The 22957-nt window shown below is 70.1% G+C and carries 30 protein-coding genes; 8 read left to right on the top strand and 22 right to left on the bottom strand.

Annotated features, from left to right (window positions below):
• Positions 1-21: 21 nt before the first annotated feature.
• The 7 genes from JEQ17_RS48610 to JEQ17_RS48580 all read right to left on the bottom strand — a co-directional run bounded on the left by JEQ17_RS48610 (position 22) and on the right by JEQ17_RS48580 (position 5732).
• On the bottom strand, positions 22-423 hold the full coding sequence (locus tag JEQ17_RS48610; RefSeq protein WP_030578395.1) for a hypothetical protein: 402 nt from the start codon (positions 421-423) through the stop codon (positions 22-24).
• 688 nt (positions 424-1111) lie between these two features.
• Positions 1112-2107 carry a ParA family protein gene (locus JEQ17_RS48605; protein WP_200402210.1) on the bottom strand — a complete coding sequence of 332 codons (996 nt, stop codon included), beginning with the start codon at positions 2105-2107 and terminating at the stop codon, positions 1112-1114.
• 1356 nt (positions 2108-3463) lie between these two features.
• Positions 3464-3778 (bottom strand): hypothetical protein, encoded by a 315-nt coding sequence (locus JEQ17_RS48600; protein WP_200402209.1) that lies wholly within the window; start codon positions 3776-3778, stop codon positions 3464-3466.
• Positions 3775-4305: a hypothetical protein gene (locus JEQ17_RS48595; RefSeq protein ID WP_200402208.1), complete on the bottom strand. Its 531-nt coding sequence runs from the start codon at positions 4303-4305 to the stop codon at positions 3775-3777. Before JEQ17_RS48595 ends, JEQ17_RS48600 begins: the two co-directional genes overlap by 4 nt.
• A gap of 68 nt (positions 4306-4373) precedes the next feature.
• On the bottom strand, positions 4374-4826 hold the full coding sequence (locus tag JEQ17_RS48590; RefSeq protein WP_200402207.1) for a hypothetical protein: 453 nt from the start codon (positions 4824-4826) through the stop codon (positions 4374-4376).
• A gap of 79 nt (positions 4827-4905) precedes the next feature.
• Positions 4906-5166 carry a hypothetical protein gene (locus JEQ17_RS48585; protein WP_200402206.1) on the bottom strand — a complete coding sequence of 87 codons (261 nt, stop codon included), beginning with the start codon at positions 5164-5166 and terminating at the stop codon, positions 4906-4908.
• Between the two features lie 68 nt (positions 5167-5234).
• Positions 5235-5732, bottom strand: a complete 498-nt coding sequence (locus JEQ17_RS48580) for a hypothetical protein (protein WP_200402205.1) — start codon at positions 5730-5732, stop codon at positions 5235-5237.
• Between the two features lie 363 nt (positions 5733-6095).
• Between JEQ17_RS48580 and JEQ17_RS48575 the strand changes: the two genes are divergently transcribed.
• Positions 6096-6707 (top strand): hypothetical protein, encoded by a 612-nt coding sequence (locus JEQ17_RS48575; protein ID WP_200402204.1) that lies wholly within the window; start codon positions 6096-6098, stop codon positions 6705-6707.
• 40 nt (positions 6708-6747) lie between these two features.
• Here JEQ17_RS48575 and JEQ17_RS48570 read toward each other — a convergent pair whose 3' ends face one another.
• Both JEQ17_RS48570 and JEQ17_RS48565 read right to left on the bottom strand, forming a co-directional pair.
• A complete protein-coding gene (locus JEQ17_RS48570) occupies positions 6748-7335 on the bottom strand; it encodes a hypothetical protein (protein ID WP_200402203.1) in 588 nt (195 codons plus the stop codon).
• 87 nt (positions 7336-7422) lie between these two features.
• The gene (locus JEQ17_RS48565; protein WP_267924851.1) at positions 7423-7746 is read right to left on the bottom strand and encodes a GFA family protein; all 324 of its coding nucleotides are present in this window, start codon (positions 7744-7746) and stop codon (positions 7423-7425) included.
• A 521-nt stretch (positions 7747-8267) separates the two neighbouring features.
• Between JEQ17_RS48565 and JEQ17_RS48560 the strand changes: the two genes are divergently transcribed.
• The 3 genes from JEQ17_RS48560 (at position 8268) to JEQ17_RS50390 (ending at position 9480) form a co-directional block, all read left to right on the top strand.
• Entirely contained in the window at positions 8268-8543 is a 276-nt protein-coding gene (locus JEQ17_RS48560; RefSeq protein ID WP_234048882.1) for an SHOCT domain-containing protein, read from the top strand.
• Between the two features lie 388 nt (positions 8544-8931).
• Entirely contained in the window at positions 8932-9219 is a 288-nt protein-coding gene (locus tag JEQ17_RS50395) for a hypothetical protein (protein WP_234048881.1), read from the top strand.
• Positions 9220-9234: 15 nt separating this feature from the next.
• Positions 9235-9480 carry a hypothetical protein gene (locus JEQ17_RS50390; RefSeq protein ID WP_234048880.1) on the top strand — a complete coding sequence of 82 codons (246 nt, stop codon included), beginning with the start codon at positions 9235-9237 and terminating at the stop codon, positions 9478-9480.
• A 64-nt stretch (positions 9481-9544) separates the two neighbouring features.
• Here the strand turns inward: JEQ17_RS50390 and JEQ17_RS48550 are convergent, their stop codons facing one another.
• The 12 genes from JEQ17_RS48550 to JEQ17_RS48495 form a co-directional block, all read right to left on the bottom strand.
• Positions 9545-10237 carry a DUF305 domain-containing protein gene (locus tag JEQ17_RS48550; protein WP_200402201.1) on the bottom strand — a complete coding sequence of 231 codons (693 nt, stop codon included), beginning with the start codon at positions 10235-10237 and terminating at the stop codon, positions 9545-9547.
• Positions 10234-10890 carry a DUF3105 domain-containing protein gene (locus JEQ17_RS48545; protein ID WP_200402200.1) on the bottom strand — a complete coding sequence of 219 codons (657 nt, stop codon included), beginning with the start codon at positions 10888-10890 and terminating at the stop codon, positions 10234-10236. Before JEQ17_RS48545 ends, JEQ17_RS48550 begins: the two co-directional genes overlap by 4 nt.
• Positions 10891-10991: 101 nt before the next feature.
• Positions 10992-11420: a hypothetical protein gene (locus JEQ17_RS48540; RefSeq protein ID WP_200402199.1), complete on the bottom strand. Its 429-nt coding sequence runs from the start codon at positions 11418-11420 to the stop codon at positions 10992-10994.
• A gap of 53 nt (positions 11421-11473) precedes the next feature.
• A complete protein-coding gene (locus JEQ17_RS48535; protein WP_234048879.1) occupies positions 11474-13411 on the bottom strand; it encodes a copper resistance CopC/CopD family protein in 1938 nt (645 codons plus the stop codon).
• Positions 13408-13629, bottom strand: coding sequence for a hypothetical protein (locus JEQ17_RS48530; RefSeq protein WP_200402198.1), 222 nt, complete (start codon positions 13627-13629; stop codon positions 13408-13410). Before JEQ17_RS48530 ends, JEQ17_RS48535 begins: the two co-directional genes overlap by 4 nt.
• Positions 13626-13838 carry a hypothetical protein gene (locus tag JEQ17_RS48525; protein WP_200402197.1) on the bottom strand — a complete coding sequence of 71 codons (213 nt, stop codon included), beginning with the start codon at positions 13836-13838 and terminating at the stop codon, positions 13626-13628. Before JEQ17_RS48525 ends, JEQ17_RS48530 begins: the two co-directional genes overlap by 4 nt.
• Before the next feature lie 13 nt (positions 13839-13851).
• Positions 13852-14103, bottom strand: a complete 252-nt coding sequence (locus JEQ17_RS48520) for a glutaredoxin family protein (protein WP_200402196.1) — start codon at positions 14101-14103, stop codon at positions 13852-13854.
• Positions 14100-14780, bottom strand: a complete 681-nt coding sequence (locus tag JEQ17_RS48515; RefSeq protein ID WP_200402195.1) for a peroxiredoxin family protein — start codon at positions 14778-14780, stop codon at positions 14100-14102. The genes JEQ17_RS48520 and JEQ17_RS48515 overlap by 4 nt, the downstream gene beginning before the upstream one ends.
• Complete coding sequence (locus JEQ17_RS48510; RefSeq protein WP_200402194.1) at positions 14777-15745, bottom strand: cytochrome c biogenesis CcdA family protein; 969 nt, start codon at positions 15743-15745, stop codon at positions 14777-14779. Before JEQ17_RS48510 ends, JEQ17_RS48515 begins: the two co-directional genes overlap by 4 nt.
• Positions 15746-15838: 93 nt before the next feature.
• Entirely contained in the window at positions 15839-16816 is a 978-nt protein-coding gene (locus JEQ17_RS48505; RefSeq protein ID WP_200402193.1) for a M56 family metallopeptidase, read from the bottom strand.
• Entirely contained in the window at positions 16813-17184 is a 372-nt protein-coding gene (locus tag JEQ17_RS48500) for a BlaI/MecI/CopY family transcriptional regulator (protein ID WP_200402192.1), read from the bottom strand. The genes JEQ17_RS48505 and JEQ17_RS48500 overlap by 4 nt, the downstream gene beginning before the upstream one ends.
• 49 nt (positions 17185-17233) lie before the next feature.
• Positions 17234-17875, bottom strand: coding sequence for a class I SAM-dependent methyltransferase (locus tag JEQ17_RS48495; protein WP_200402191.1), 642 nt, complete (start codon positions 17873-17875; stop codon positions 17234-17236).
• Positions 17876-17992: 117 nt separating this feature from the next.
• On the opposite strand from JEQ17_RS48495, the gene JEQ17_RS48490 reads away from it, so the two are divergent.
• From JEQ17_RS48490 to JEQ17_RS48475, 4 genes are all read left to right on the top strand, one after another.
• Complete coding sequence (locus JEQ17_RS48490; protein WP_200402327.1) at positions 17993-18760, top strand: cytochrome c biogenesis CcdA family protein; 768 nt, start codon at positions 17993-17995, stop codon at positions 18758-18760.
• Positions 18761-18809: 49 nt separating this feature from the next.
• Positions 18810-19220, top strand: coding sequence for a hypothetical protein (locus JEQ17_RS48485; protein WP_200402190.1), 411 nt, complete (start codon positions 18810-18812; stop codon positions 19218-19220).
• 113 nt (positions 19221-19333) lie between these two features.
• Positions 19334-20434, top strand: coding sequence for an urease accessory protein UreH domain-containing protein (locus JEQ17_RS48480; protein WP_200402189.1), 1101 nt, complete (start codon positions 19334-19336; stop codon positions 20432-20434).
• On the top strand, positions 20431-20688 hold the full coding sequence (locus JEQ17_RS48475) for a cation transporter (RefSeq protein WP_200402188.1): 258 nt from the start codon (positions 20431-20433) through the stop codon (positions 20686-20688). The genes JEQ17_RS48480 and JEQ17_RS48475 overlap by 4 nt, the downstream gene beginning before the upstream one ends.
• A gap of 70 nt (positions 20689-20758) precedes the next feature.
• On the opposite strand, the gene JEQ17_RS48470 is transcribed toward JEQ17_RS48475, so the two are convergent.
• Complete coding sequence (locus JEQ17_RS48470; protein WP_200402187.1) at positions 20759-22951, bottom strand: heavy metal translocating P-type ATPase; 2193 nt, start codon at positions 22949-22951, stop codon at positions 20759-20761.
• Positions 22952-22957 lie beyond the last annotated feature (6 nt).

Here is a 22957-nt window from a genome sequence, read left to right as displayed (position 1 = left end):
AGCCGAGGGGGTGCCTGTGCCCTACTTCCCGAGCGGCCCTTCTGCTTCGAGATCGCGGAGGAAGCTGTCAAGGGCCCCTGAGTAGACGTGAACGGCGATGCGCGCGTGCCCTGCTTCCCGGAGATCATTGGCTAGGGGCGCTGCGACGGCATAGACCTCAGGGCTGACCCGATGGCTGGCCTGCTTCCCCGTGCCCACGTCCGTCTCCCGAGAGAGAAGGAACTCCTCGGCAAGCGCCAACTGCTCCTCTATGGTCGTCGGCAGATACTGGCTCATTGCAGCGTCGACATACTGCGCAGCCGTCAGCGACTTACCGGAAGACGAACAGTCTTGCGCCACCCGTTTGCTTAGCTGTGTCACCAAGTCCGCCGCGAAGCGGAACGGATGCGTCTGCCAGGCGTCCCGACGGAGCTTGAGGTCCACCCTGCTGCTACGCCATGAGTTGAGCAATGCCGTGTGTGCGGGCCCCACCTTGGAGCCCTGGCGAGTGGAGACAGAGCGCTTTCGCCGGGACCCTGATGAAGGTGCTCCCCCCGCTCTTGGCTCAGCCTCAGTCGTCTCGGCTGTGGTCGCCTCCTCCCCCGGGACCGGCTGCTCGTCGTCATGAGCAACGAGGTGCTGCCCAGCGGCCTCCCCGTCGTCGGGTAGGCCTTGGTAGGCATGCGGGGTAGTTCCGTGCATTGCTCCAGAGTTAGCAGCGTCTGGAGATGAAAGATCACCGGAGTCCGGTCGTGCCGGTTCACTGAGTTGCACATCCGTGGCGGAGACCGACAGAGGCGTGGCGGAGCCGGATTCCGCTCCCTCGCTCAACGCCTGGTCTTCGGCCCGCGTCTGCGTAGTGTCCGGCGCAACCGCCTCAGCCGCGCCCTGCGAGTCAGGGGGTGTACTCGGGGCAGGCACGGCAATGGCGTCTTGTGAGGCCGAGGCCGGAACCTGGACAGCCTTAACTGGCTGAGCTCCGGCACCCTGACCCAGGACTGAGCGGGCCGCCACGCTCGCCGCACCCGACAGGGCGGGATTGCTGAGCAAGTCTGGACGAGGCCTGAGACCCGCGACCTTCTTCGCCGTCCTCTTCTTGGGTTGCTTGCGCTCCGCTCCGGAGGGCTCTTCCTCAGGCATCGACGTTCTCCTCGACAAGGACCGGATCGGCGATGGTCCACTTCTGGCGCGGCAGTTGGATGCGGTCCAGGATCTCCTCCACGACGCCCGTGTACTGCTTGCCACACGAGTGATTCGGGAACCGCGTTACGGCGGGCCGGCCGTGGATGTAGGACTCCGAGATGCGGACGTCGCGTCGCACATCCGTAACGAACGGAAAGAGGCCCCGCCCTGGCTCGGCGTTGATGCCGTCACCAATCATCGCGTTCCGGATGTCCACGTCCTGAGCCGTCCACGCAGACTCGGGGTTGGAGCGATTGAGTAGAGCGCCGAGAAGCTGTGGCTCGCAGACTCCCTGGGTGTTCGTTGCGATCGCGTGCGTGGCCGCGCTCAGAACCAGGGCACCCTTGATGGACTGGTACTCCGGGATGCAGACGGTTACCACGAAGTCAGCGGCCGCCAGCGCCACTGCGTTGAGGTGGGATACGGCCGGCGGTGTGTCGATGAGGACGAAGTGGAAGCCCCGTGCCTCCTGGAGCAAGAGGTGTCGAAGGGTGACGATCTCCTTGTAGGGCTTCGTCACGAAGGCGTTCTGCGCCGCTGACATGGATGCCTCTTCCGAGGCAAGGACGCAAAGCTGACCGTGACCTTCGAAGTCCCCCAGTACCTCGTCGGTGCGGTCGAACATCGCCTGCTTGAGATGCGGACGCGGGAACTTCTGGAGAGCCATCTGCAGGATGTAGCCGAGAGACCGCTGGAGCTCCGCTTCGTTCGCAGCCTCATCCTCATGGCCGCCGAGCGTGATGCCGAGCGCGGTTCCAGCTTGCGCCTGGGGCTCAAGATCAACAATTAGGACGTTGTAGCCGGCCATGGAGAGGCGTGCGCCCAAGTTCACGGTGGTGGTCGTCTTGCCCACGCCGCCCTTCTGAGTGGCGATGGCAAGCACCACCGGCGCCGGGAGCGATGCCTCGTCGGCGACGTCGATGTCGCTCGGATGGGCTGTGGTCATCGCGAGGGCCTCCGGAGTTGGGAGAGAGGGTGGCTGCGGGAGACGGCGAGGTGACTGTCGCGTCGTGTCACGCGCTTGAGGTGTATCTGAGTGGCATTACTGGCCATTTGCTGCATCACGAGTGCGCTCTGCTGGTTATTACGGACATTGGGGGCGTGCTTCGTGCACTGGATGTCTGCAGTCCGTGTCACGACGCGACACGGGCGACCATAACAGGAAGATGCGACGAGTGTTGGTGTTGTGGCGTAGCGCGGGGCGTGTCGTGAGCCTTGCGGTGCGCCGAGTCCACGCCAGTGCCAAGGCTGCGGAGCTTGAGGGGCTGCCGCCAAGGCTGGGACTTGTGCAGGCGGCGACAAGAGGCCATGCATCTAGATAGCGCGAAGGGATGTGGTGCGCGTACAGGCAGAGTGGCGGGGTCGGACGTGCCAAGGTGCGTAATGTTCGAGAAGTATGCGTTCGCAGCATGAAGCGTGCGGATCAACGCGCAGGCAGCGACGTCGTCGCATGTGCGCGGGGTGCTAGTGGGCAACTGCCGATGTAGAAGCAGCGTGTGTCGATAGAAGTGCGTGTTAGGTGGAGAGGTGAGCGACCTGGCTGCATCGATCGAAACCTACAGAGATGCGAAGATCCCTACAGAGATACCTACAGAGATGCCTACGTACCTACAAGCATGCCTACAAGCATGCCTACGGAAATGAGTAAATTGGCTCAGCCCTAGCAGTCAGTGCGCGAACTGTGGAGGAGCAATGAGCATGTGCAGGCCACAAACGGCGAGCGCAAAGTGTGGGCGCAGTACCAATATATGTGTTGGTGGCGGCAAGCAAATGACCAGTAGTAGGTGCGCAGGACGGATTGCAAGTCCATGCCGACTGGAACGAAGTTTTCACTGAATCAGAGCCGAGGCGAGTGCGCGCCTTCTTGGTACATCAATGAATAGGTGCAGCGTCGGCGTACCAGTTTCTTGGAGTCCAAAGGGACCTGACGTTGCAACTCCGTCCCAAACAAGCTGCTTGAGACCATTCCCGACGACCAACCATCTTCGGTCGATGTCATAAGCCCGTCGTAATGAGGCTATTCGAGGCCACTGCTTGTGGACATCCCAATGGAGAATTCAAGGAGGTGGAGAGCCCGAGGAGCCAGTGGCCGTGTAGCGCGCGCAGTGGACAGCGGGGGGAGCCACACGGCAGCAACACTACGTCTGGCGGCGACCAGGCTCTGGCCGGTGGCAGTAGGGCCCCTAAACGCCTACAGCCAGAACGCCTCGGAGCGCTGAACGGCTCCGCCGCACGCGGCGGGCCCAGGTGCCTACACGGCCCGAGTGGGCTTGGTGAGGTGGGCCAGACGGACAACCTCTGGTCAGCCGAAGCGGTCACCCGGGGCTGGATCGCCGGGGGCCTGGCCCCTACTCGATGATGCTGTGGTGAAGCGCAGCCAGAGCCGGCCGTTGCCGGTTCGGATGTCCAGGGTGTCGGGGCTGGTGCTCTGGACGTGGCCGACGGGTTGGGCGCGCAGGACCCTGCGGGCGGCCATGAGGACGTCCAGGCCGGGGAGTTCCCGGTGGTTGGGGTCGGTGGGCTTTGTCCAACCGTTGTCGGTGCGGATGTGGACGGCGTAGTTGGCGTCGGGGTCGATCAGCTGGCGGGCGGTGGCGTAGGCGTGGTTGGGGTTCATGTCGCTGCTCCGTCGGCCGAGGGGCGGGGGTGTTCGTGCTCGCCGCCGTTGTTCACCTCGACGAGCAGCAGACTGGGCCCTTCGTTCTGGTCCTCGATGTGGACGTAGGGGACGTCGGAGGCGGGGCCCCACTGGGCTCGGCGGCGGATGAGGACGCTGACGCCGTGGACCTGGATCTCGTAGACGTCGCTGGGGGTGTTGTCCTCGGGAGAGGCGTCGACCACGGTGATCGACGCGTCGCGGATGCGGTGGAGTTCGGGGTCGGCCATGGAGGTTCCGGATGTTGTCGGCGCGGAGTCGGGGGAGTAGGTGGCGGGATCGAGTGCGACGAGAGCCTCGGCGATGGCCGAGGCCAGGTGGGAAGGGACGAGGCTGGAGTTCTGCAGCAGCGCGAGCTTGTCGCGCGGGGTGTCGGCGTGGTCAATCGCGTCGAGCTGCTCCTGGTCCTCGGTGTCGTCGCACGCCCACTGCTGGGCTTCGGCGAGGAGGGCTTCGAAGAGGGGGCCGGCTGCGTCGGTGGGGTTCATGAGGGGCCTTGGGTAGGGGTGCCGGGCCCTGCGGGCCCGGCACCGGAGGAGGGCGGCGTGGGGTCGTGTCAGGGCTTGGCGGGGAGGAAGTGGACGAGGCGGAGGGGGGTTTGCGGCCCGCGCTCGTTGAAGGCGTCGACGCAGTCGGAACAGGTCGCCAGACGGGGATCGGCCGCGATGGGCTGGTGGGACTCGGCGCCGCACAGGGTCCAGCCCTTGCTCACCGGAGCCAGCGGGGAGGTGAGGGGGCCCGGGTTCCAGGCGGTGGGGTCGGTCGTGGCTGCGATGCACGCCTCCGTGGTGGGGACGGGCGGGGCGTTGCGGACGGCTTCGGCGAGCTGGAGGAGGAGGCCGAGCACCTTGTCGCGGTTGCCGTAGAGGGCGATGCCGTCGCTGCTGTCGTAGACGGCGGCGACGATCTCGCCGGGCTCGACGAGTGCGTCGTCGGAGCTGAAGCCGGGGTAGAGCAGGACCGGTGTGGCGTCGGCGGAGACCCACTCGAATTCGGTGTTGCCGAGCATGGGGGAGCCCTTCGGGTAGGGGTGCGGGACACGGGCGAGCGGGCGCCCGGCGCGTGGCCGGGCGCAGCTGTGGGTGAGGTCAGGGGGTGACCGGCTCGACGTGTTCGACGGTGTCGTCGAGCCAGGCGTCGTCGTCGCGGGCGAACTCCTCGTACGCGCGTTGCACGGCGTGGCGGTGGGTGTCGACGGGGAACGTGCACGCCCAGTTCGCGCCGTTGGCGAACGCGGGCCGGGTGAGGGCGTCGACGGCGGCCTGGTCCTCGTCGTCGAACTGGTGGGACGCGGTGATGCTGAGGGTGGCGTTGTCCGTGGACCAGCGGCCGATCAGCAGAGTGGACATGGCGTGGCTCGCCTTCGTGGCTGGCCGGGACCCGGCGGTGGCTCACCGGGCCCTGGGGACGGTGAGGTTCAGGAGGCCAGGACGACGCGGATGTGTTCGCCGTAGCCCGGCTTGGACCACCTGGTGAGGGAGTCGAGGGCGGCGGCGATGTCCGCGAAGCGGTCCCGGTCACGGAACCCGCCGGTGACCTCTTCGGTCCTGCCGCCGTACATCTCGGTGACCTCGGCGCCGCGCCAGCCGGGTCCGCCCCAGTAGTCGAAGACCACGGCGTCGGGCATCGGGGCGTCGGGGCCGTAGTGCCGGAGCAGCGCGCGGCGCAGCGCAGCCCACCGGCGCTCGGTGTACATGCACGGGTGGAGGTCGCCGACCGGCTTGCCCTTGCTGCCCCATCCGCAGCCCTCGCAGTAGCGCTGCCCCCGGTAGTTGTAGGCGGGGCAGGCCGGGTTGCCGCAGCGCCACAGGTAGCCGGCCTGGCGGGCGAGTTCCTGGATGCGCTGGGTCTCGGGCTCGTCGGCATGGGCGAGGAGACGGGCTATGACGGATCGGACCGCTTCGGCGTCGGACATGGGAGATCTCCGTAAGGGGGCATGGGGGAGCGGCAGGGCGGCTCCGAGAGGGGGGCGGGGTGGAGGGGAACGTCACCCTCAACACGAATAAGACTACACATTGAAACGCAAATAGGCAACAGCTCGGGGTGGTGTGGGCCCTCGCAGCCCAACCCTTCAGGAGACGCAGCGCCACGGGGCCAACGCGCTGCCGTAGGCGGGACCCAACGGCTCGGAGTCCGAGCAAAAGCGCACGGACACCCTGACCTTCATCTCGCGCGCGTCGGCCCTTCGGGAGCGCCGGCGCCGCCAACACGCCAGCCATCGGCTCAGCCTCAGCCATTCCGGAGAACGCGGTTCCCCTCCTGGGCCACCATCAGAGGCATGCGTGAAGAGGACTTCCAGGAAGAGCAGTACTTCGGCGACGACTTCATTCACCTCACTGACGCGCCCTTGTGGGAGGGAGAGGCCCTGCCCAGGTCGCGCAGGACCAAGAACTTCAAGAATCGGCAGCTGCTTCCCGGCGCCAGGGTGCGACTGCTCGACTACTTCGACACGGGGCGCACGCCCCCCAAGGAGATCTGCGCCGCCGTACGGCACATGGCGTGGGAGGACCTGGAAGAAGCAGGAGGGCCGCTCGATGCTGTCGGCGACCGGCTCTACGTCCTGGAGTTCCGGTCCATGATCGAGAAGCTGTCCTACATCAAGGTCGGCAGGGCGGAGAACACGCCTGCCAACACCCGCGAGGTCGTGGATCGCATCTCACGCCATGAAAGCGACGCGCAGGTGACTCAGGCGCTCCTGTTCCAGGCGTGGATCTCGCGCCCGTGCGCCACGGCTGAGGGATGGGAGACAGGCGTCAAGGATCATCTGACGGCCGTGACGGAGATCCTGAGAATCGGCGTGGCGGTCAAGAAGGAGTACTTCCGAGGCATCAGCCATTTCGACGCCGTGCGGGTTGCGGAGATGCACCAGGAGCACGTTGATCTCGCCTAACGCCGAGGAGCGCGCGATCCGGCGAGCGTGTCGGCGATGGTCAAGAGAGACGGACGATGCCGATGTGCACGGTCCGGCCGCACGGGAGGCTTCCCCGCCCATCCAGACCGCTGTCGGTGCGCCATGTCCGGACCTGCTCCAGCCCTGCGCCGGCGGCAGCGGCGACACTCTCCACGTCGTCACCGCGTGCGGCTGTCGCCAGCAGCCGGACGGTGAAGCCCTGGCCGTCGTCGTCCACCCACAACTGGGCCCCCGACAGCAGCTGTTGGTCCAGTGCGGCCGTCCACGGGGCCAGCGTCCGCAGCAGGGCAGCCGCCGCCGACGTAGACGTTGCGCGGTGTCTGGGCGCGGTCCCGCGCACCGGCGTGTCCACGGCGGCGACCAGGGCCACTTCGTCTTCCAGGTCCGCCGTGATCACACCGTCGTCCTGGTCGACCGCCCGGCCAGCCACCTCGCCGCCCGTCGCCGCTGACAGGCGCGCCATACTCGCCGAGGCGGCCGGCCCGCTCGCGCACACCTCCGCCTGCACGTCCCGGTCGCTCATGCACAGCCGGACCGGCTCCAACGGGGCACAGCTATCCAGCAGGCGGGCAACCGCTTCCACGCAGCGGGCCAGGGAGAGTGACATGGCCGCCATTCTCGCCCCAGCGAGGTCGAGGCGTTGGGTTGTCCGGCCAACGGGCCGGCTTGAACCCGGGCAGCCGCCGGTCGGCGGTCAGCTGCCCGCGGCGGCCGTCGGCCGGGTGTCGGGGACCGGCCTGAGCCACGACACCGCGTCGTGGGCGTAGCTCTGGAACGCCGGGACGAGGTCCGAGGAGTCGTCCAGGGCGCTGAAGTTGAACGCGATGCTCGTGGCGCCGTCGTCCAGGGCGCACAACTGGCCCCCGCAGTCGGGGCAGCGACCGCGCCGCGTCTTCTGTGGGTACGTGTAGAACCAGACCGGCTCCCGGCCGATCCAGACCAGACCCGCCAGAGGGAAACAGACCCACGACATCACCGGCCCGCCGCTCAGCTTCTGGCAATGCCGGCAACTGCACAGTTCCCTGTCAAGTCCTTGTGTTCAGCTCGGCGGGTTGGCTGAGAGTTGGCTGGACGCTGGGTGTTCGGGCGTCGGCAGGGGGCGCTCTCTGACGCGCTGATTGAGGCTGTGCAACAGTTCCCTGCCCGCCAGCTCCGAGGTTGAACTACAGGCCGTCGTGGTGCCTATTCGACGATAGAACTGCTCCCGGGATCTTCCCTTGCTTTTGATAGGCGGAGTTCACCGATGGCGGTGGTCCAGGCGAGTTTGCGGCAGAGCGCGGTGCGGGAGGGCATTGAAACCCGTGGGGAGAAACCTGGCCTGGCGAGGAATGCGGCTGCTGCTGACCACATCGCCGTAGGCGCCAGCTCAGCGCGGGCCCAAAGCGGCACCTGTGGGCGAGCCGTCGGCGGGCGTGGATCGAACACCCCCGGATACGCGACCGCGCCCTGTGGATGGGCGGCGGGCAAGGTTTTGCGGCTTGCGGTGGAGCATTCTGGAGGTGGGGTACGTTCGCCCGCCGGCCGAAGAAGGTGATCGGCATGATGTGGTACGACGGCTGGGGCTGGGGCGGCTGGTTCGCCATGGTGATCTTCATGGTGCTGTTCTGGGTGCTGGTGATCGCCGGTGTCCTCGTGCTTGTCCGCTATCTCACGGGCGGCCATCGCCCCCACCAGGCCGGTCCATCCCCTGGCACAGGTGAAGCCGGGTGGGGAAGCAGGCGGGCAGAGGATGTGCTCGCCGAGCGGTTCGCCCGTGGGGAGATCGACGAGGATGAGTACAAACGCCGACTGACGCTGCTGCGGGAGCACCGGTGACCGCGCCGGGCAGAGATTCTGGGCCGTTCGATGGCAGGTGCGGGCCGAACGGCCCAGGATCCGGGCCGCTTGCTCGCGGGAGGCTGGTAAGCGGATAAGCCAGTGGCTCCAGCCCTTGGCCCGTGGGCGTCGGCGGGGACGGGCCGTGGAGGTGAGAACCATGATCCGTAGGCGTGCGCGTGTCGCCGCTGGTGCGGCAGTTGCCCTGGCAGGCGCTGTGGCCATTGGTGCGTGCGGCGCGAACGGCAACACCTCTGGCAGTGCCCACCGTGCCCCCGCCGCCTTTGCCAGCTCTTCTCCCACTGCACCGGGCAGCGGCTCTCCGACTCCGGTCGGCCCGACCAGCGGGTGGGGGCCGGACGTATGGAGCGGCGGCTGGGGCTCTTGCATGATGGGCGACGGCCGGGGCTCGTGGGGGCCCGGCATGATGGGCGACGGGATGATGGGCAACTGGTGGTTGCCAGGCACCGGAGACCGTGTGCAGTCACTTGACCAGGCCCGGCAGCGGGCGAAGGCGTTTTCCGATCGGCTTGGGTTGCGGGTCGGCGAGGTCATGCAGTTCTCTCGGAACTTCTACGCCGAACTGCAGACGTCCGACGGCCATGGGGCCACCGAGGTCCTGGTCAACCCTGCTGACGGTGCCGTGCAGATCGAGTACGGGCCGGCGATGATGTAGAACACCGTCTATGGCATGCACTACGGCAGCCGAAGCCCGGCCCGCATCTCGTCCGCTCAGGCCCAGAGCATCGCTCAGCAGTGGCTGCGTGCTCGTGGCAGCACGCTGACTGCTGGTGACCCGGAGTCCTACCCCGGCTACTACACGCTGCACACCATGCGGGACGGGAAGATCAGCGGGATGCTGTCGGTCAACTCCAGCACCGGCCAGGTCTGGTACCACACCTGGCACGGCACCTACATCGCCATGAACCAGCGGTGAACCACAGCCGTGGCGGCTGACAATGGGGGATCTGGAGTGCCTCGGTCGAGCCTCGGCCGAGGCTTCACCGCGGTGTTGACCCGCGTGCGCGCAGTAGGTCTGTCATGACCGTCATCTCCGACTGCTGGGCGTCGACCATGCCCTGGGCCAGCTTCTTCTCCTGGGGGATCGTGCACTGCTGGGTGCAGGCGCGGGCCATGTCGATGCCGCCCATGTGGTGGTCGTACATCAGCTGGAGGTAGAGGATCTCGGCCTGTTTGCCTGTGAGCTTGCCGAGTTGGTCGAGTTGGGTGTTGGTGGCCATGCCCGGCATGAGGGAGCCGTCCTTGATCTGGTGGCCCATGTGGCCGCCTTGCATCCAGGTCATGTAGCCGTCGGGGGAGGTCACGGGCAGGTTCCACAGGTCGAGCCAGCCGAGCAGCATGCCGCGTTGGTTGGCCTGGGTCTGGGCGATGTCGTAGGCGAGGCGGCGAACGTCCTCGTTGGTGGTGCGGTCGCGGACGATGTAGGCCATCTCGACGGCCTGTTGGTGGTGGACGGCCATATCGCGGGCGAAGCCGGCATCGGCGGAGGCGGCGGTGGGCACGCTGACCGACTTGGTGTCCTCGTTGCTGGTCGCGGCCAGGAGCCACAGGCCCAGGACGAGGGCGAGCAGCGCCGCCGCGGCGGCCGCCAGCCACCGGCCCGGGGTGGGCTTGCGCTCGTGGCCGTCGCCGAGGTCCGTCTCGCCGTGTGTGGGGGTGGTCGTGTCGGTCATGAGGCGGTCAGTCCGTTGGTGCAGGCGGCGCCCGGCTCGGGGGTCTGCGGGCCCTGGACGTACTTGGTGAGGAACTGGTCGACCCGCGGGTCGGAGGCCGTGTTCACGCTGAGCTGGTGGCCCCAGGCGGTCAGCATGATGGTTCCGGACTCGGTCTTGTCCGGGCTCATCAGCGTGTACGGGGTCTTGGAGACCTTGCCGGCGAGTGTCTTGATGTCGGCGGCGGTGGCCTTGTCGTTGTAGGTGACCCAGACTGCGCCGTGTTCGAGGGAGTGGACGGCGTTCTCGTTCGGGATGGCCTTGGTGTAGACGTTGCCGTTGCAGGTCATCCATTGCGGGGCGTGGTTGCCGCCGACGGGCGGGTTCATCGGGTAGCTGACCTTGGTCTGGACGTGGGTGCGGCCGAGCTTCTTCGCGTCCCAGGTCTTCTCGCCGCTGATCGGCTTCGCCGCGGCGGCGGCCTTCTGGTCCTGCTTGTCGTTGGCGTTGTTGATGGCGTACACGCCCCAGCCGACCAGTGCGGCGACTATGGCCGTGCTGAGGGTGATGGTGATGATGCGGTTTCTGCGCTCGCGGGCCTTCTCGGCGCGGCGCATCGCCTCGATGCGCGCCTTGCGGTCGGCGGCGGCCTGCTTCTTGCTGGTCCTGGCCATGGGGTACGTCCTTGTCCCCGCCGCGCGGTGTCGTCGGGCGGCGGTGGGTGCAGGGGTGCGTGGGTGGATGTCTGGCGCGCGCACGTGCGCGGGCATGCCGGTCAGGTCCGTTGCACCTGCAGGACGTGGAGATCGGGGGCGCCACGGGTGGGCGGGAGGTCGGTCGAACACGAGGGGGTGTCCGACCTCGGCGGGCTCGGCATGGGGGGCAGGATCGCCGGTGGCGGTTGGGTGGGCGCGGCGAGCACGGCTCGTACGCCGTGGGCGACCGGGTCGCAGCACACGTCGCCGGCCGGGCAGTCGGCCTGGTGCGCGATCACTTTGACGTGGTGTGTTGCGGAGGGGGTCGTCTGGGCCGCCGTGGCCGACATCGTGGCCATGGGAGCGGCAGCCTGGTCGCTGGCGTTGTGCGCCGCGTAGCCCAGGCACATCACGAGCGCCGCGAGCAGCACGGCCAGGGCAGGGCAGAGCGCCGCGACCGGCGTGGTCCACCACGCCCCGCGGTGCCTGCGCTGCGTCCGGCTGCTCATCACGGTGATGCTAGGTGCTACCTGTGATCATACTTTCGGCCCGGTTCGTGCGGTCAGTGCTCATGGCCCTCCTCCTCCGGCTCCGGGTAGACGAAGGTGCGGGTGACCAGGTGGTTGGGCGCGGTCAGCGTCTCGTGCACGATCCGGCCGGTCTCGTCGAGGGTGAGATCCAGCTGCGTGTGCTCGGCCGGATAGGCCAGGGCGAGACGGCGGTGGCCGTTCTCGTCGGGCAGCCGGGTGGTGACCGGGGCGGTGCCGCTGCCGTACGGCTCGGCGGCCAGGAACTCCTTGCCGCTGATGGGGAGCTGCTTGAGGTCGCCCAGTCCGCGCGCGGTGTTGCTGGTGACCAGCTCGTGCAGGGTGAAGCGGGGTGCCTTCTTCATCGCGGCGACCGTCTCGCGCAGCAGCGCCGTGTCGGGGCGGGAGGGCCAGGTGATGGCCAGGCCGGCGCGGCCGCCGGCCCATTCTTCGCCCGCGGAGGCGGTCAGGGTGAGGTGGCTGGTGCCCTTGCGCCAGGTGAGCGGGGTGTAGAAGCAGCCGGTGCCGCAGCCGCGGAGCTTGAGGGCTCGGCGGGTGCCGCGCGGGTCGGCGAGGGTGGCGGTCAGGCCGTACGACTGGTCGTCGGGGTTGCCGACCTGGGGTGCGGTCAGTTCGATGATGAGCTGGCCGGTGCTGGCGCGGGCGCTGATGCCGATTTCCCCGGCGCGGGTGCCGGCGGGCACGACGGGGCCGGTGGTCGGGGGTGCGAAGGACAGCGGACGGTTGGTGTCCGCGGGCGCGCGCAGGATGGTGAGGGTGGCGGACAGGGCGAGGACCACGGCCAGCACGGAGGCTTCGAGGCGGGCCGGGCGGTACGGGAGGCGGCCGGTCGTACGGTGCAGGCGACGGCGTGCGGTCCAGGCGAGGGCGGCGACGAGGGCGACCACGCCGATCTTGACGAGGAGGACCTGGCCGTAGGCGGTGGTGAAGACGCCGTCGAGCGGGACCAGCAGCAGGGCGGCGATGACACCGGTGGTGACGACGGCCGCGAACAGCCACCCGGCAAGCCGGGCATACGCGAGCAGCAGCTTGCGGGAGGCAGCGCGCTCGCCCCGCCAGGCCACCATCGTGCGCAACACCTGTACCAACGCGCCCACCCACAGGGCGGCGGCTGCGAGATGGACGAAGGTCAGCAGCGGTCCGGCGACGGCCTGTTCGGCCTGCGGGTGCGCGCGCAGCGCCTCCGCGACGACCACCGCGGTCAGCGGAATGACAGCCCAGGCCCGCCGTCGGCGGACGACAACGGCCACGGCCGCCAGAGCGAAGCCGGCCACCTCGATCAGCGATAGCACGCCGGGGCGGGTGTCGATCGCGGACCGCAGTGAGCCGTCACCGATCACCAGCACGGTCAGGCCGAGCGCGACCGCGCAGCCGACGAGAGCGGCGGGCAGGGCCCAGGAGCGCGGCCGTCGCGACGGAGCGTCGGGGACGCGGGCGGCGAGTCGGCTGAGTGCGGCCTCGCCGAGGAGCAGGGCCAGGGCGGTGAACAGCAGCCAGCGCAGGATCGTGGTGGGGACGGGGTCCTTGGCGGTGGTGCTCTGGCCGGAGGTGAGGGCAACCGAGCGCGGGCCGATGGCGAAGCGGTAGCTGCCGGTCATGATGTCGCCGTCCTGGGCGGTGACCTGCCAGTTGACGGTGTGGACGCCCTCGGCGAGCTTGCCCTGCACGGGGAGAGTGACCGTCCGTCCGCCCTGGCTGCGGGTCGGCTTGCCGAGTCCGGCTGTGGGCGTGAGGTGTAGGGCGGAGCTGCCGACGACGACCGGCTGGTCGAAGACGAGGACCAGCGAGGACGGGGAGTCGGGGACCGTAGCGTCCGCGGCCGGACTGGTGAACAGCAGCGTAGCGTGCGCGGAGGCCGCGCCGGCGGTGCCCAGCAAGACGGCCAGGACGAGCGAAGCCACGGTCAGGAGCGCGGCGGCGGGGCGCCGGAAGGCTGGTGCGAGGACGGTCACCGGTTAAGGGTCTCCGGTCTGTCTGTCGGGTCGGTCGGCGGGGTGGTCTCGCCCCGCAGGCGCTGGAGCTCCTCGCGGGCGGCGCGCAGCTCCTCCTGCAGTCCGGGATCGGGCGCGTGGTGGCAGGAGCGGTTGCGGACCATCGGGCGGATGCAGCACCACCAGGTCAGGGCGGCGGCGAGGACGGTGGCCGCCAGGGGGAGCCACAGGCCGGTCATGCCGGGTGGTCCTGGCGCGGGTCGTCCTGCGGGGCGCGGTCGGCGCGCAGGGCATCGATCTCCTTGCGCAGGCGCAGCAGTTCCTGGCGGTCGGCGTCCGTGCCGGGCTGGGTCTGTGCGCCGTGCTTGGGGCGCATCATGAACCACATCATCAGGCCCATGCCGACGGGGCAGGCGAGGGCCGGGAGTATGTACAGCAGCTTGTCCATGGCGGACGCTCCTTCAGGACTGGGAGAGGCGGGACAGTTCGCGACGGAGGGCGCGTTGGGAGAGGCGCCCGTACGCGATGAGCCGGTCGTCGTGGAGGAGGCCGGGGGCGAACAGCAGCCGGTGGCGGGCGGCCAGTTCACGGCCCTCGTCGGTGTCCAGCGACACCTCGGTGACCTCGACATCCGCGTCGGTCTCGGCCAAGAGCTGCTTCGCGCGGTCGCACCACGCGCAGTCCGCTTGGGTGAGGAGCGTGAGCGCGATCACGACTTCACTCCGGCCTTGAGGTCGGCGAGGAGTTTGTCGACGGCGACGTACATCGTGTAGTCGGGGGCGCCGCCGTAGTCGGCGCGCCAGCGGATGGTGCCGTCCGGACCGACCAGCAGGAAGCTATGCCCGTCGCGCGAGGTGCCCATCATCCCGTACTGGTTGGCCCCGTACTCCTTGGAGACCTTCAGACCCGGGTCGGACAGCACCGGCGTGGTCAGGCCCATGTCCTTGGTCTTGCGGGTGATCAGGTCGGCCGGGTCGGTGGTGATCGAGACGATGTCGTCGATTCCGGCGGCCTTGACCTTGGCGGCGGACTTCTCCAGGGCCGTCATCTGGTCCCAGCAGGGCTGGCAGGTCAGGCCCTCCTGGAAGTACAGCAGCACGTTCTTGCCCCGGAAATCGCTCAGGCTGACCTGCTTGCCGGTGGAAGCGGCGAGGGTGAACGCGGGTGCGGTCTTGCCGATGCCGGGGCTGCCGACGTCGTACGACGTCCCGCTGCTGGAGGTGTTCTTGGCCGGAGAGGTGGAGAAGACCGCGTACAGCACGACCAGCGCGATCACGGCGACCGCCGAGCTGATGATCCAGGTCAGGCGGCGCCGCTTGGCCTCCCGCTGCGCGGCGATCACGGCGTCGGGCCGCCGCAGCGGTGGCCTCTTCTTGCTGGTGGTGCTCATGCGGGGCGGTCCTCTCCGGCGGAGGTGGGGACGGTCGTAAGGGGCGGCTGCGGTGGGTCGCAGCAGTCGGCGGAGGAGGCCCCCGCCGTGGCGCCGGGGGAACGCCGGGCGGGGGCGGTCAGGTGGGCGCGCGCCTGCCGGAACAGGAAGGCGGCGAGCGCGACGAGGATGACCGCCAGGGCCCAGCCGGGCAGCCAGCCCAGGGCCTTGGTGACCACGGACGCGGCGTGCTGCAGATCAGCGGCGACCCGCACCCGCCAGCCGCCCGAGGCCATGTCCGGGCCGCGCACGGCCTGGACGAGGGTGAGCGCGCCCATCGCGATGAGCAGGATCCCGGAGGCGGCGCTGCCGAGCGGCATCCGCCGCCGCAGCCGGCCGAGGCGCAGGGTGACCTGGCGGCCCTGGAGCAGGCGGCCGGCGCTCCAGTCGCGGCGGTCCCAGACCAGGGCGAGCAGGCACAGCGGGGCGACCATTCCGGCGACGTAGGTCAGGGAGACGGCGAGCGCGGCGGGGAAGGAGGCGGCGGCACCGGAGAGAACGGCGACTCCGGCGAGGACCGGTGCGCAGCAGGAGCTGGCCGCGCCGGAGAACACGCCGAGCCCGTAGACGGAGCCGAAGCCGTGCCCGGCCGGGGCCCGGCCCGCGATCATCGGCAGCTGCGGCTTCCACCCGGCCAGCAGGGCGATCCCGCCGACCGCCATGGCCGCACCGCCGATCGAGAACACCAGCAGGTGGTGGCCGGAGATGAGTGAGACGAGGGCGGTGGCGCCGAGCCCGATCGGCACGATCACGGTGGCCACCCCGGCGGCGAAGACCAGCGTCGCGGCCAGGATCCCGGTGCGGCGGCGGAAGCCGGTCGCGAGGTAGGCGGGCAGCATCACGGACACGCAGCAGGGTGCGAGCAGGGCTACTACTCCGCCGAGGAACGACGCCAGCAGCGTGGTGCCGAACAGCAGCTCTCCCATACGGACGACGCCTCTCCTCAGCCTTAAACCTGAACTCCTAAGGAGATTAGGTCAACGGGGTGGCGGTGTCCAGGCAGAGGCTTGGTGTGCTGGTCAGCGCATCGTGGTGACCTGGGCGGCGGGCGTGCCGTCCGGGCAGTAGTTCAGCTGCGTCGCGGCCGCCGCAGGGCCGCCGACTACCAGCAGCGGCAGGGCGAGCGCCACGGCAGCGGTCAGTGAACCGGCAGCTATGCGCAGGCGGCTCAGGGGCCGGTGGGGCTCGATGAGGCGGCGTACCCGGCGGGCTGCCGTGGAGCCGCCGGCCGCGAGGGCCACAGCCGGGGTGCGCCCGCCCGCCACCGCGAGCAGCGCGGCGGCGGCGGTCAGCCGTCCGGAGCGGCCGGCGGCCACGTCGTCGGCGCGCATCTCCACCAGCCGGGCGATCTCCGCCTCGCCGATACGGAACAGGGCGATCCGGGGGAAGGCGCGGGCAAGCGTCTGCGCCCAGGCCAGTACGGCGTCGTGTCGCTCAACCTGGTGGGCGTGCTCATGTGCGAGGACGGCCGTGAGCTGGTCGTCGTCCAGGGTGTCAAGGGCGCCGGTGGTGATGACGGTGCGGCGGTGGCGGCCGGGCAGGCAGTAGGCGGCGGGCTCGTCGTGGTCGAGGACGACCACCCCGCGTACGGGATCGGCGCGGCCGACCATGTCGAGAACGTCGCGGTGTTCCCGGCGCTCACGGCGGGTGCGCAGGAGGGCCGCGCCCGCGCACCAGGCCACTCTTCCCAGCACGGCGAGGGCCAGGACGGCTCCGGCCGCCCCGGCGGCGGCTCCGCCTGGCGAGGCGTACTGCGCGGTCAGCGCCATGACGCATGCCTGCAGCATCGCGGCGAGGTCGGCGCTGACCCGCACGGTGGGTACGGTCAGGGCGAGCCCGGCCAGGACGGCGGCGGTGAGCGCCGATGTGCCGAGCGCCTGCCAGACCACGATGCCCAGCCGGGGTGCCCGCTCGGCCCAGCCCGCACCGCGCAGCAGCCGGGGCGCCAGGGTGCACAGCAGGACGGCGTACGTGAAGAGGACGGCGGCGACGATCATTCCGACGCCTCCCGGGCCTTGGCCTGGCCGAGCAGGTGGTACAGCTCCTCGGCCTCACCGGGCTGCATCTGCTGCACGAAGCGGGCCAGCGTCGCGGTGCGGTCCCCGGCCACGGACAGGGCCTCGTCCATCAGCCCGGCGACGTACTCCTCGCGGCTCTTGGTGGCGCCGTACCGGTAGGCCCGGCCGTCCTTCTCCTTGGCCAGCCAGCCCTTGCGATGCAGGATCTCGGTGACGGTGTGGACGGTGTTGTAGGCAGGCTCCGGGTCCCGGTCGAGGCGGTCCAGGACCTCGCGGACGCGCAGCGGCCTGCCCGCGTCCCACACCGCGTCCATGATCGCGGCCTCCAGCTCACCGAACTGCGCCATGCGTCCTCCTCTCGGACCGAACCCCTGCCCTGCGGACATCCTAAGCGGCCTAGGTGGACGGCCGGGCGGTCCCGATGATCGACGGGGAGGCGGGGCTGGCCCGGCCGTTGATCAGGAAGTCGAAGCGGCGGATCTCCTTTGCTGTGAAGCCCGCCTCCTGGATGGCCCGTTCGGTGTCGCGGGTGAGGTGGCAGCCGCCGCCGAGCAGGCCCCACAGCGGGTTCAGCAGCCGCTGCATCCGGAAGAAACGTGGGCGCTCGGACCGTACGTGCTCGTAGAAGCGCAGTTCCCCGCCCGGCTTGAGGACCCGCCTGGCCTCGGCGAGTGCGGCTGGCACGTCCGTGATGGTGCACAGCACCAGCGAGAACACCGCCACGTCGAAGCTGTCGTCGTCCGCCGGCAGCTCCTCGGCGCGGCCCGCCCGCACCTCCACCGGCACGGCGGCCTTCGCGGCGGCCTGCTCGGCGACCGCGCGCAGCCTCGCCTCCGGCTCGATGGCGACGACCTGCTCCACCTCCGCCGGGTAGTGCACGAAGTTCGAGCCCAGGCCCGGGCCGATCTCGATCACCCGCCCGTGGATGCCGGCCAGCATCTCCTGGCGGTGCTCGACGGAGCCGTGGGCCTCGGCGAAGGCGTTGATGCGGGGGTAGATCCGGGCGAACAGCGGGTGCGACACGGCGGCTTTGGCCATGACGTCCTCCTCGGTCGCGGCGACAGGAGGCCCCTCTGCCTCACCTAATCAGGTTAGGAGTATTGTCGCGGGGGCGTCCAGCGCGGCGCACCGTTCCTTCGTGCGCCGTTCTGGAGGCTGTCCTTGAGTGCCGCCATACCCGACCTCGTCGCCGACGGGCCGTTGCTGCTGGCCGCGCCGCTCGCCCTGCTGGCCGGTGCGGTGTCGTTCTTCTCGCCGTGCTGTCTGCCGCTGGTGCCCGGCTACCTTTCGTACGCCACCGGCATGTCGGCGGCCGACGTCCAGGCGGGCCGGGAGAGCCGGGGCCGGATGGTCGCCGGGACGGCGCTGTTCATCCTCGGCTTCTCCGTCCTCTTCGCCAGCTACGGGGCCGCGCTCGGCTATGCCGGCAACACGCTGCTCGCCCACCAGGACCTCATCACCCGGATCCTCGGCACCCTGACGATCCTGCTCGGCCTGCTCTTCCTGGGCGCCTTCGAGCGCATCCCGCTCGCCGGACGCACCTTCCGCGTCAGCTATCACCCGCGGGCCGGGCTGGCCGGGGCCCCGCTGCTGGGGGTGATGTTCGGTCTGGGCTGGACCCCGTGCATCGGCCCCACCCTCGCCGCCGTGATGAGCCTGTCCTTCACCACCGGCAGCGCCGGACGCGGCGCCCTGCTCGCCTTCGTCTACAGCGTCGGCCTGGGCCTGCCCTTCCTCATCGCCGCCCTCGGCTTCCGCCGCGCCCTGCACGCCTTCGGGTTCGCCCGCCGCAATGCTCGTACGGTGATGCGGTTCGGCGGCGCGATGCTGGTGATCGTCGGCATTCTGCAGGTCAGCGGTCTGTGGGCGTACTTCGCCGGGCTGCTGCGGTACTGGGTCGCGGGCTACCAGCCGGCGCTGTGATCGCGGAATGCTCAGGCTGGGGCGTCAGCGCGGGCTAGCATCCCGTGCCATGGCCAGGATGCGCGTGCAACCGCTCTCGGCCCGGCGATGGGCCGGGCTGCTGGCCGTGGTCGCTCTGGCCCTGTGCACCACGGCCCTCGCGCAGCCCGCCGTGGCCGTCCCCATGGACACCAGGTCCATGGACGCGATGCCCATGACGTCGACGATGCCGTGGAACGCGACGGATCAAGCAGACGCCGGAGAGAGGGCCGAGCCGTCGTGTCCCATGGACGACATGGTCATGGACTGCCAGCCGTCAGCCCAGCACCGTCCGGCGAGCGTCCCGTTGCCGCTTGCCGCGCGCACTCCCTCGACGGCCGAGGACGAGGTGGCCGGACGGGTCGGCGTGGAGCGGGCGCCGCCGTCCCCCGCCTCCCGTGAGGGACCCGATCTCGACAGGCTGTGCGTGAGCCGGACCTGATCACACCCTGTTTCCGCCGGTCGCTGACCGGCGGAAATCCGGATGCCTGATCAGCCCGGCACGCCATCATGCGCGCGTGCCCTCCTCCCGATTCCCGACGGAGAACCTCACGCATGGCCTCGACGCTCGCCCTCTTCCTCACCAGTGCCGGCACCGGTCTGCTGGCCGGAGGCGCCTCCTGCGCTGCCGTACAAGGCGGTCTACTCGCCGGCGCCGTCGGCCGCCGCACCACCCCTCACGGATCTCCCGCCCCTCGGCCCGCACGCGGCGCAACCACCCGGCAGCAGGCCACCGAACCCCTGGCCCCGGTCGGCGCCTTCCTCGCCGGAAAACTCCTCTCCCACACCCTCCTCGGCGCCCTGCTCGGCATCTTCGGCGCCGCACTGCAGCCCAGCCCCCGCACCCGGGCGGTCCTGCTCATCGCCGCCGCACTCGTGATGCTGCTGTTCGCCCTGGACCTGATGGGGGTCAAGGCGGTGGCCCGGCTGGTGCCCCGGCCGCCCGCCGCCTTCGGGCAACTGGTGCGCCGCAAGTCCAAGTCCGGTGCCAAACTCGCCCCCGCCCTGCTCGGCTTCGCCACCGTCCTCATCCCCTGCGGGGTGACGCTCTCCGTCGAACTGGTCGCCATCACCTCCGGCTCGGCGGTGGCCGGGGCCGCGGTGATGGCCGGGTTCGTCCTGGGCACAGCCCCGCTGTTCGCCGTTCTCGGCTACGTCTTCCGCCAGGCCGGCCAAGCGTTCTCCGGGCGGCTCGGCATCGTCACCGGCCTGGTGGTGCTCACCGTCGCGCTCTGGACGGCGGTCTCCGGACTCCAGGCCGGCGGCTGGTACACGACCGTGGACACCACCACCCCCGCCGCCGCGGCGGAACCGCAACCCGGCACGTCCGCCAAGCCCAACGCGCCTGCCCTGCAAGGACCGGTCACCCTCGACGCCGCCGGGAAGCAGACCATCGTCCTGACCGTCACCGACTTCTACGAACCCACCGCCTTCACCGCCCGGGCCGGGGCGCCCACGACCCTGATCCTGCGCGGCAAGGACTCCGGCGGCTGCGCCCGCGCCTTCACCATCCCCGAGCTCGGCGTGCAGGAGATCGCCAAGCGCGACGGCGACATCCGCATCGACCTGGGCACCCGCAAGCCCGGCAAGCTGCTGTTCTCCTGCGCCATGGGCATGCAGGGCGGCGCGATCGACTTCAAGGAGGACGCGGCATGAAATGGCTGCGCGGCAAGGCCCGTTCGGAGCAGACCGGCCCCCAAGTCGTCCTCAAGGTCGACGGGATGCACTGCGCCAGCTGCGGTCTGCTCATCGACGACGAGCTCGAAGACGTGCCGGGCGTACGCTCCTCCAGCACCGACGTACGCAAGGGCCGCTGCATCGTCCACCTCACCGACGAAGGCTCCACGGACCCCTCGACGCTGATCGCGGCGGTCGAGCGTGCGGGCTACCAGGCCACTGTCCTCGGCTGAAGTCCGAAGCGCGAGCACACCGCGAGGGGGTGGCCGCCACATGGCGGCCACCCCCTCGCTCACCTTCCGTTCACCGCAGCGGCTGGAAACGCCGGAGCCGCAAGCTGTTGGAGACGACGAAGACCGACGAGAACGCCATCGCCCCACCGGCGATCATCGGGTTGAGCAGGCCGAGCGCGGCCAGCGGCAGCGCGGCCACGTTGTAGGCGAACGCCCAGAACAGATTGGCCTTGATCGTGCGGAGGGTGCGCCGGGCCAGCCGGATGGCGTCCGCCGCCGCCCGCAGGTCGCCCCGTACCAGCGTCAGGTCGGAGGCGGCGATCGCCGCGTCGGTGCCGGTGCCCATGGCCAGGCCCAGGTCGGCCTGCGCGAGGGCGGCCGCGTCGTTGACGCCGTCACCGACCATCGCCACCACCCGGCCCTGGTGCTGGAGGCGTTCGACCTCGGCGACCTTGTCCTCGGGATGGACCTCGGCGATCACCTGCTCGATGCCCACCTCGGCCGCGACCGCGCGGGCGGCGGCGGTGTTGTCGCCGGTCAGCAGCACCGGGGTCAGACCGAGCCGCTTCAGGTCGGCCACCGCCTCGGCGCTGGTCGCCTTGACGGTGTCGGCGACCACCAGCGCACCGCGCGCCTTCCCCTCCCAGGCGACGAAGACGACCGTACGGCCCTCGCCCTCGGCCTCCTTCCGGGCCCGGACCAACTCCTCCGGCAGGCCCAGCTCTTGCTCGTCCAGCCAGGCAGCGCGCCCCGCGCGGACCGTACGTCCATCGACCTGCCCGGTGACACCCCGGCCCTGGGTGCTGACGAATTCGGTCACGTCTGGGAGTGAGCCGAGCTGCTCGCGCGCGGCGTTCGCGATGGCCGCGGCGATGGGGTGCTCGCTGGCGTGCTCAAGCCCGCCGGCCAGGCGCAGCACCTCCTCCTGGTCCTCGCCGTCGGCCGGTACGACGTCGACCATGCGCATGCGGCCTTCGGTGACGGTTCCGGTCTTGTCCAGGACGACGGTGTCGATCCGCCGGGTGGACTCCAGCACCTCTGGCCCGCGGATCAGCAGTCCGAGCTGTGCGCCGCGTCCGGTGCCGACCATCAGCGCGGTGGGCGTGGCCAGCCCGAGCGCACACGGGCAGGCGATGATGACCACGGCGATCGCGGCCGTGAGGGCACTCGCCGCCGAGGCCCCGGTCAGCAGCCACACTCCGAACGTGCCGACCGCCAGCGCGATCACGACCGGGACGAAAACCGCTGAGATCCGGTCCGCCAGCCGCTGCACCTCCGCCTTGCCGGTCTGCGCCCGCTCCACCAGCGCGGCGATCTGCGCCAGCTTGGTGTCCGCGCCGATCCGGGTCGCCCGTACGACCAGCCGGCCGTGGCTGTTGAGGGTCGCGCCGGTCACAGCCGAGCCCGGCTCGACCTCCACCGGCACGCTCTCGCCGGTCAGCAGCGACTCGTCCACCGCCGAGGCGCCCTCGATGACCTCTCCGTCCGTGGCGATCTTCTCCCCGGGCCGTGCCACGAACAGATCCCCGACCGCCAACTCCTCGACGGGGATACGTATTTCGGTGCCGTCGCGCAGAACGGCGACGTCCTTGGCGCCCAGGTGCATCAGCGCCCGGATCGCCTCCCCGGCACGCCGCTTGGCCCGCGCTTCGAAGAACCGCCCGGCGAGCAGGAACGCCGTCAGCACGACGGCGACCTCCAGATACAGGTGCTCCCCGCCCACGGCCAGGGCGCCCGCGCTCCACAGATACGCGGCCAGCACGCCCAGCGACACGAGGGTGTCCATGGTCGCCGAGCCGTGCCGCAGATTGACCGCCGCCGCCCGGTGGAACGGCCACGCCCCCCAGGCAACTACCGGCGTGGCCAGCGCGAACACGACCCACTCCCATCCGGCGAAGTGCAGCGCGGAGATCATCGATATGGCCACCACGGGCAGGCCGAGCAGTGCCGAGCCGATCAGGCGGCGCCGCAGTCCGGCGACGTGGGCCTGCTCGGCATCGCCAGACTCGGCCTCCTTTGTCTCAGGCGCGCCGATTCCCGCCGGCTCGGCGCCGTAGCCGATGGCCTCCACCGCGGAGACCAGCTCCGCCACCTCGACCGCCGGGTCCTCGCGGGTGACGTGCGCGGTGGCGGTCGCCAGGTTCACCGTGGCGCTCACTCCGGGCAGCTTGCCCAGCTTCCGCTCGACCCGGGCGACGCACGAGGCGCAGGTCATCCCGGAGATGGCCAGCTCTATGGGGCCGGTATCCGTCGTGGTGGACATCGTGGA

It is taken from the genome of Streptomyces liliifuscus, from assembly GCF_016598615.1.
GTDB lineage: Bacteria > Actinomycetota > Actinomycetes > Streptomycetales > Streptomycetaceae > Streptomyces > Streptomyces liliifuscus.
The sequence above is the reverse complement of the archived record's forward strand: the minus strand, read 5'-3'. Positions and strand labels throughout refer to the sequence as shown.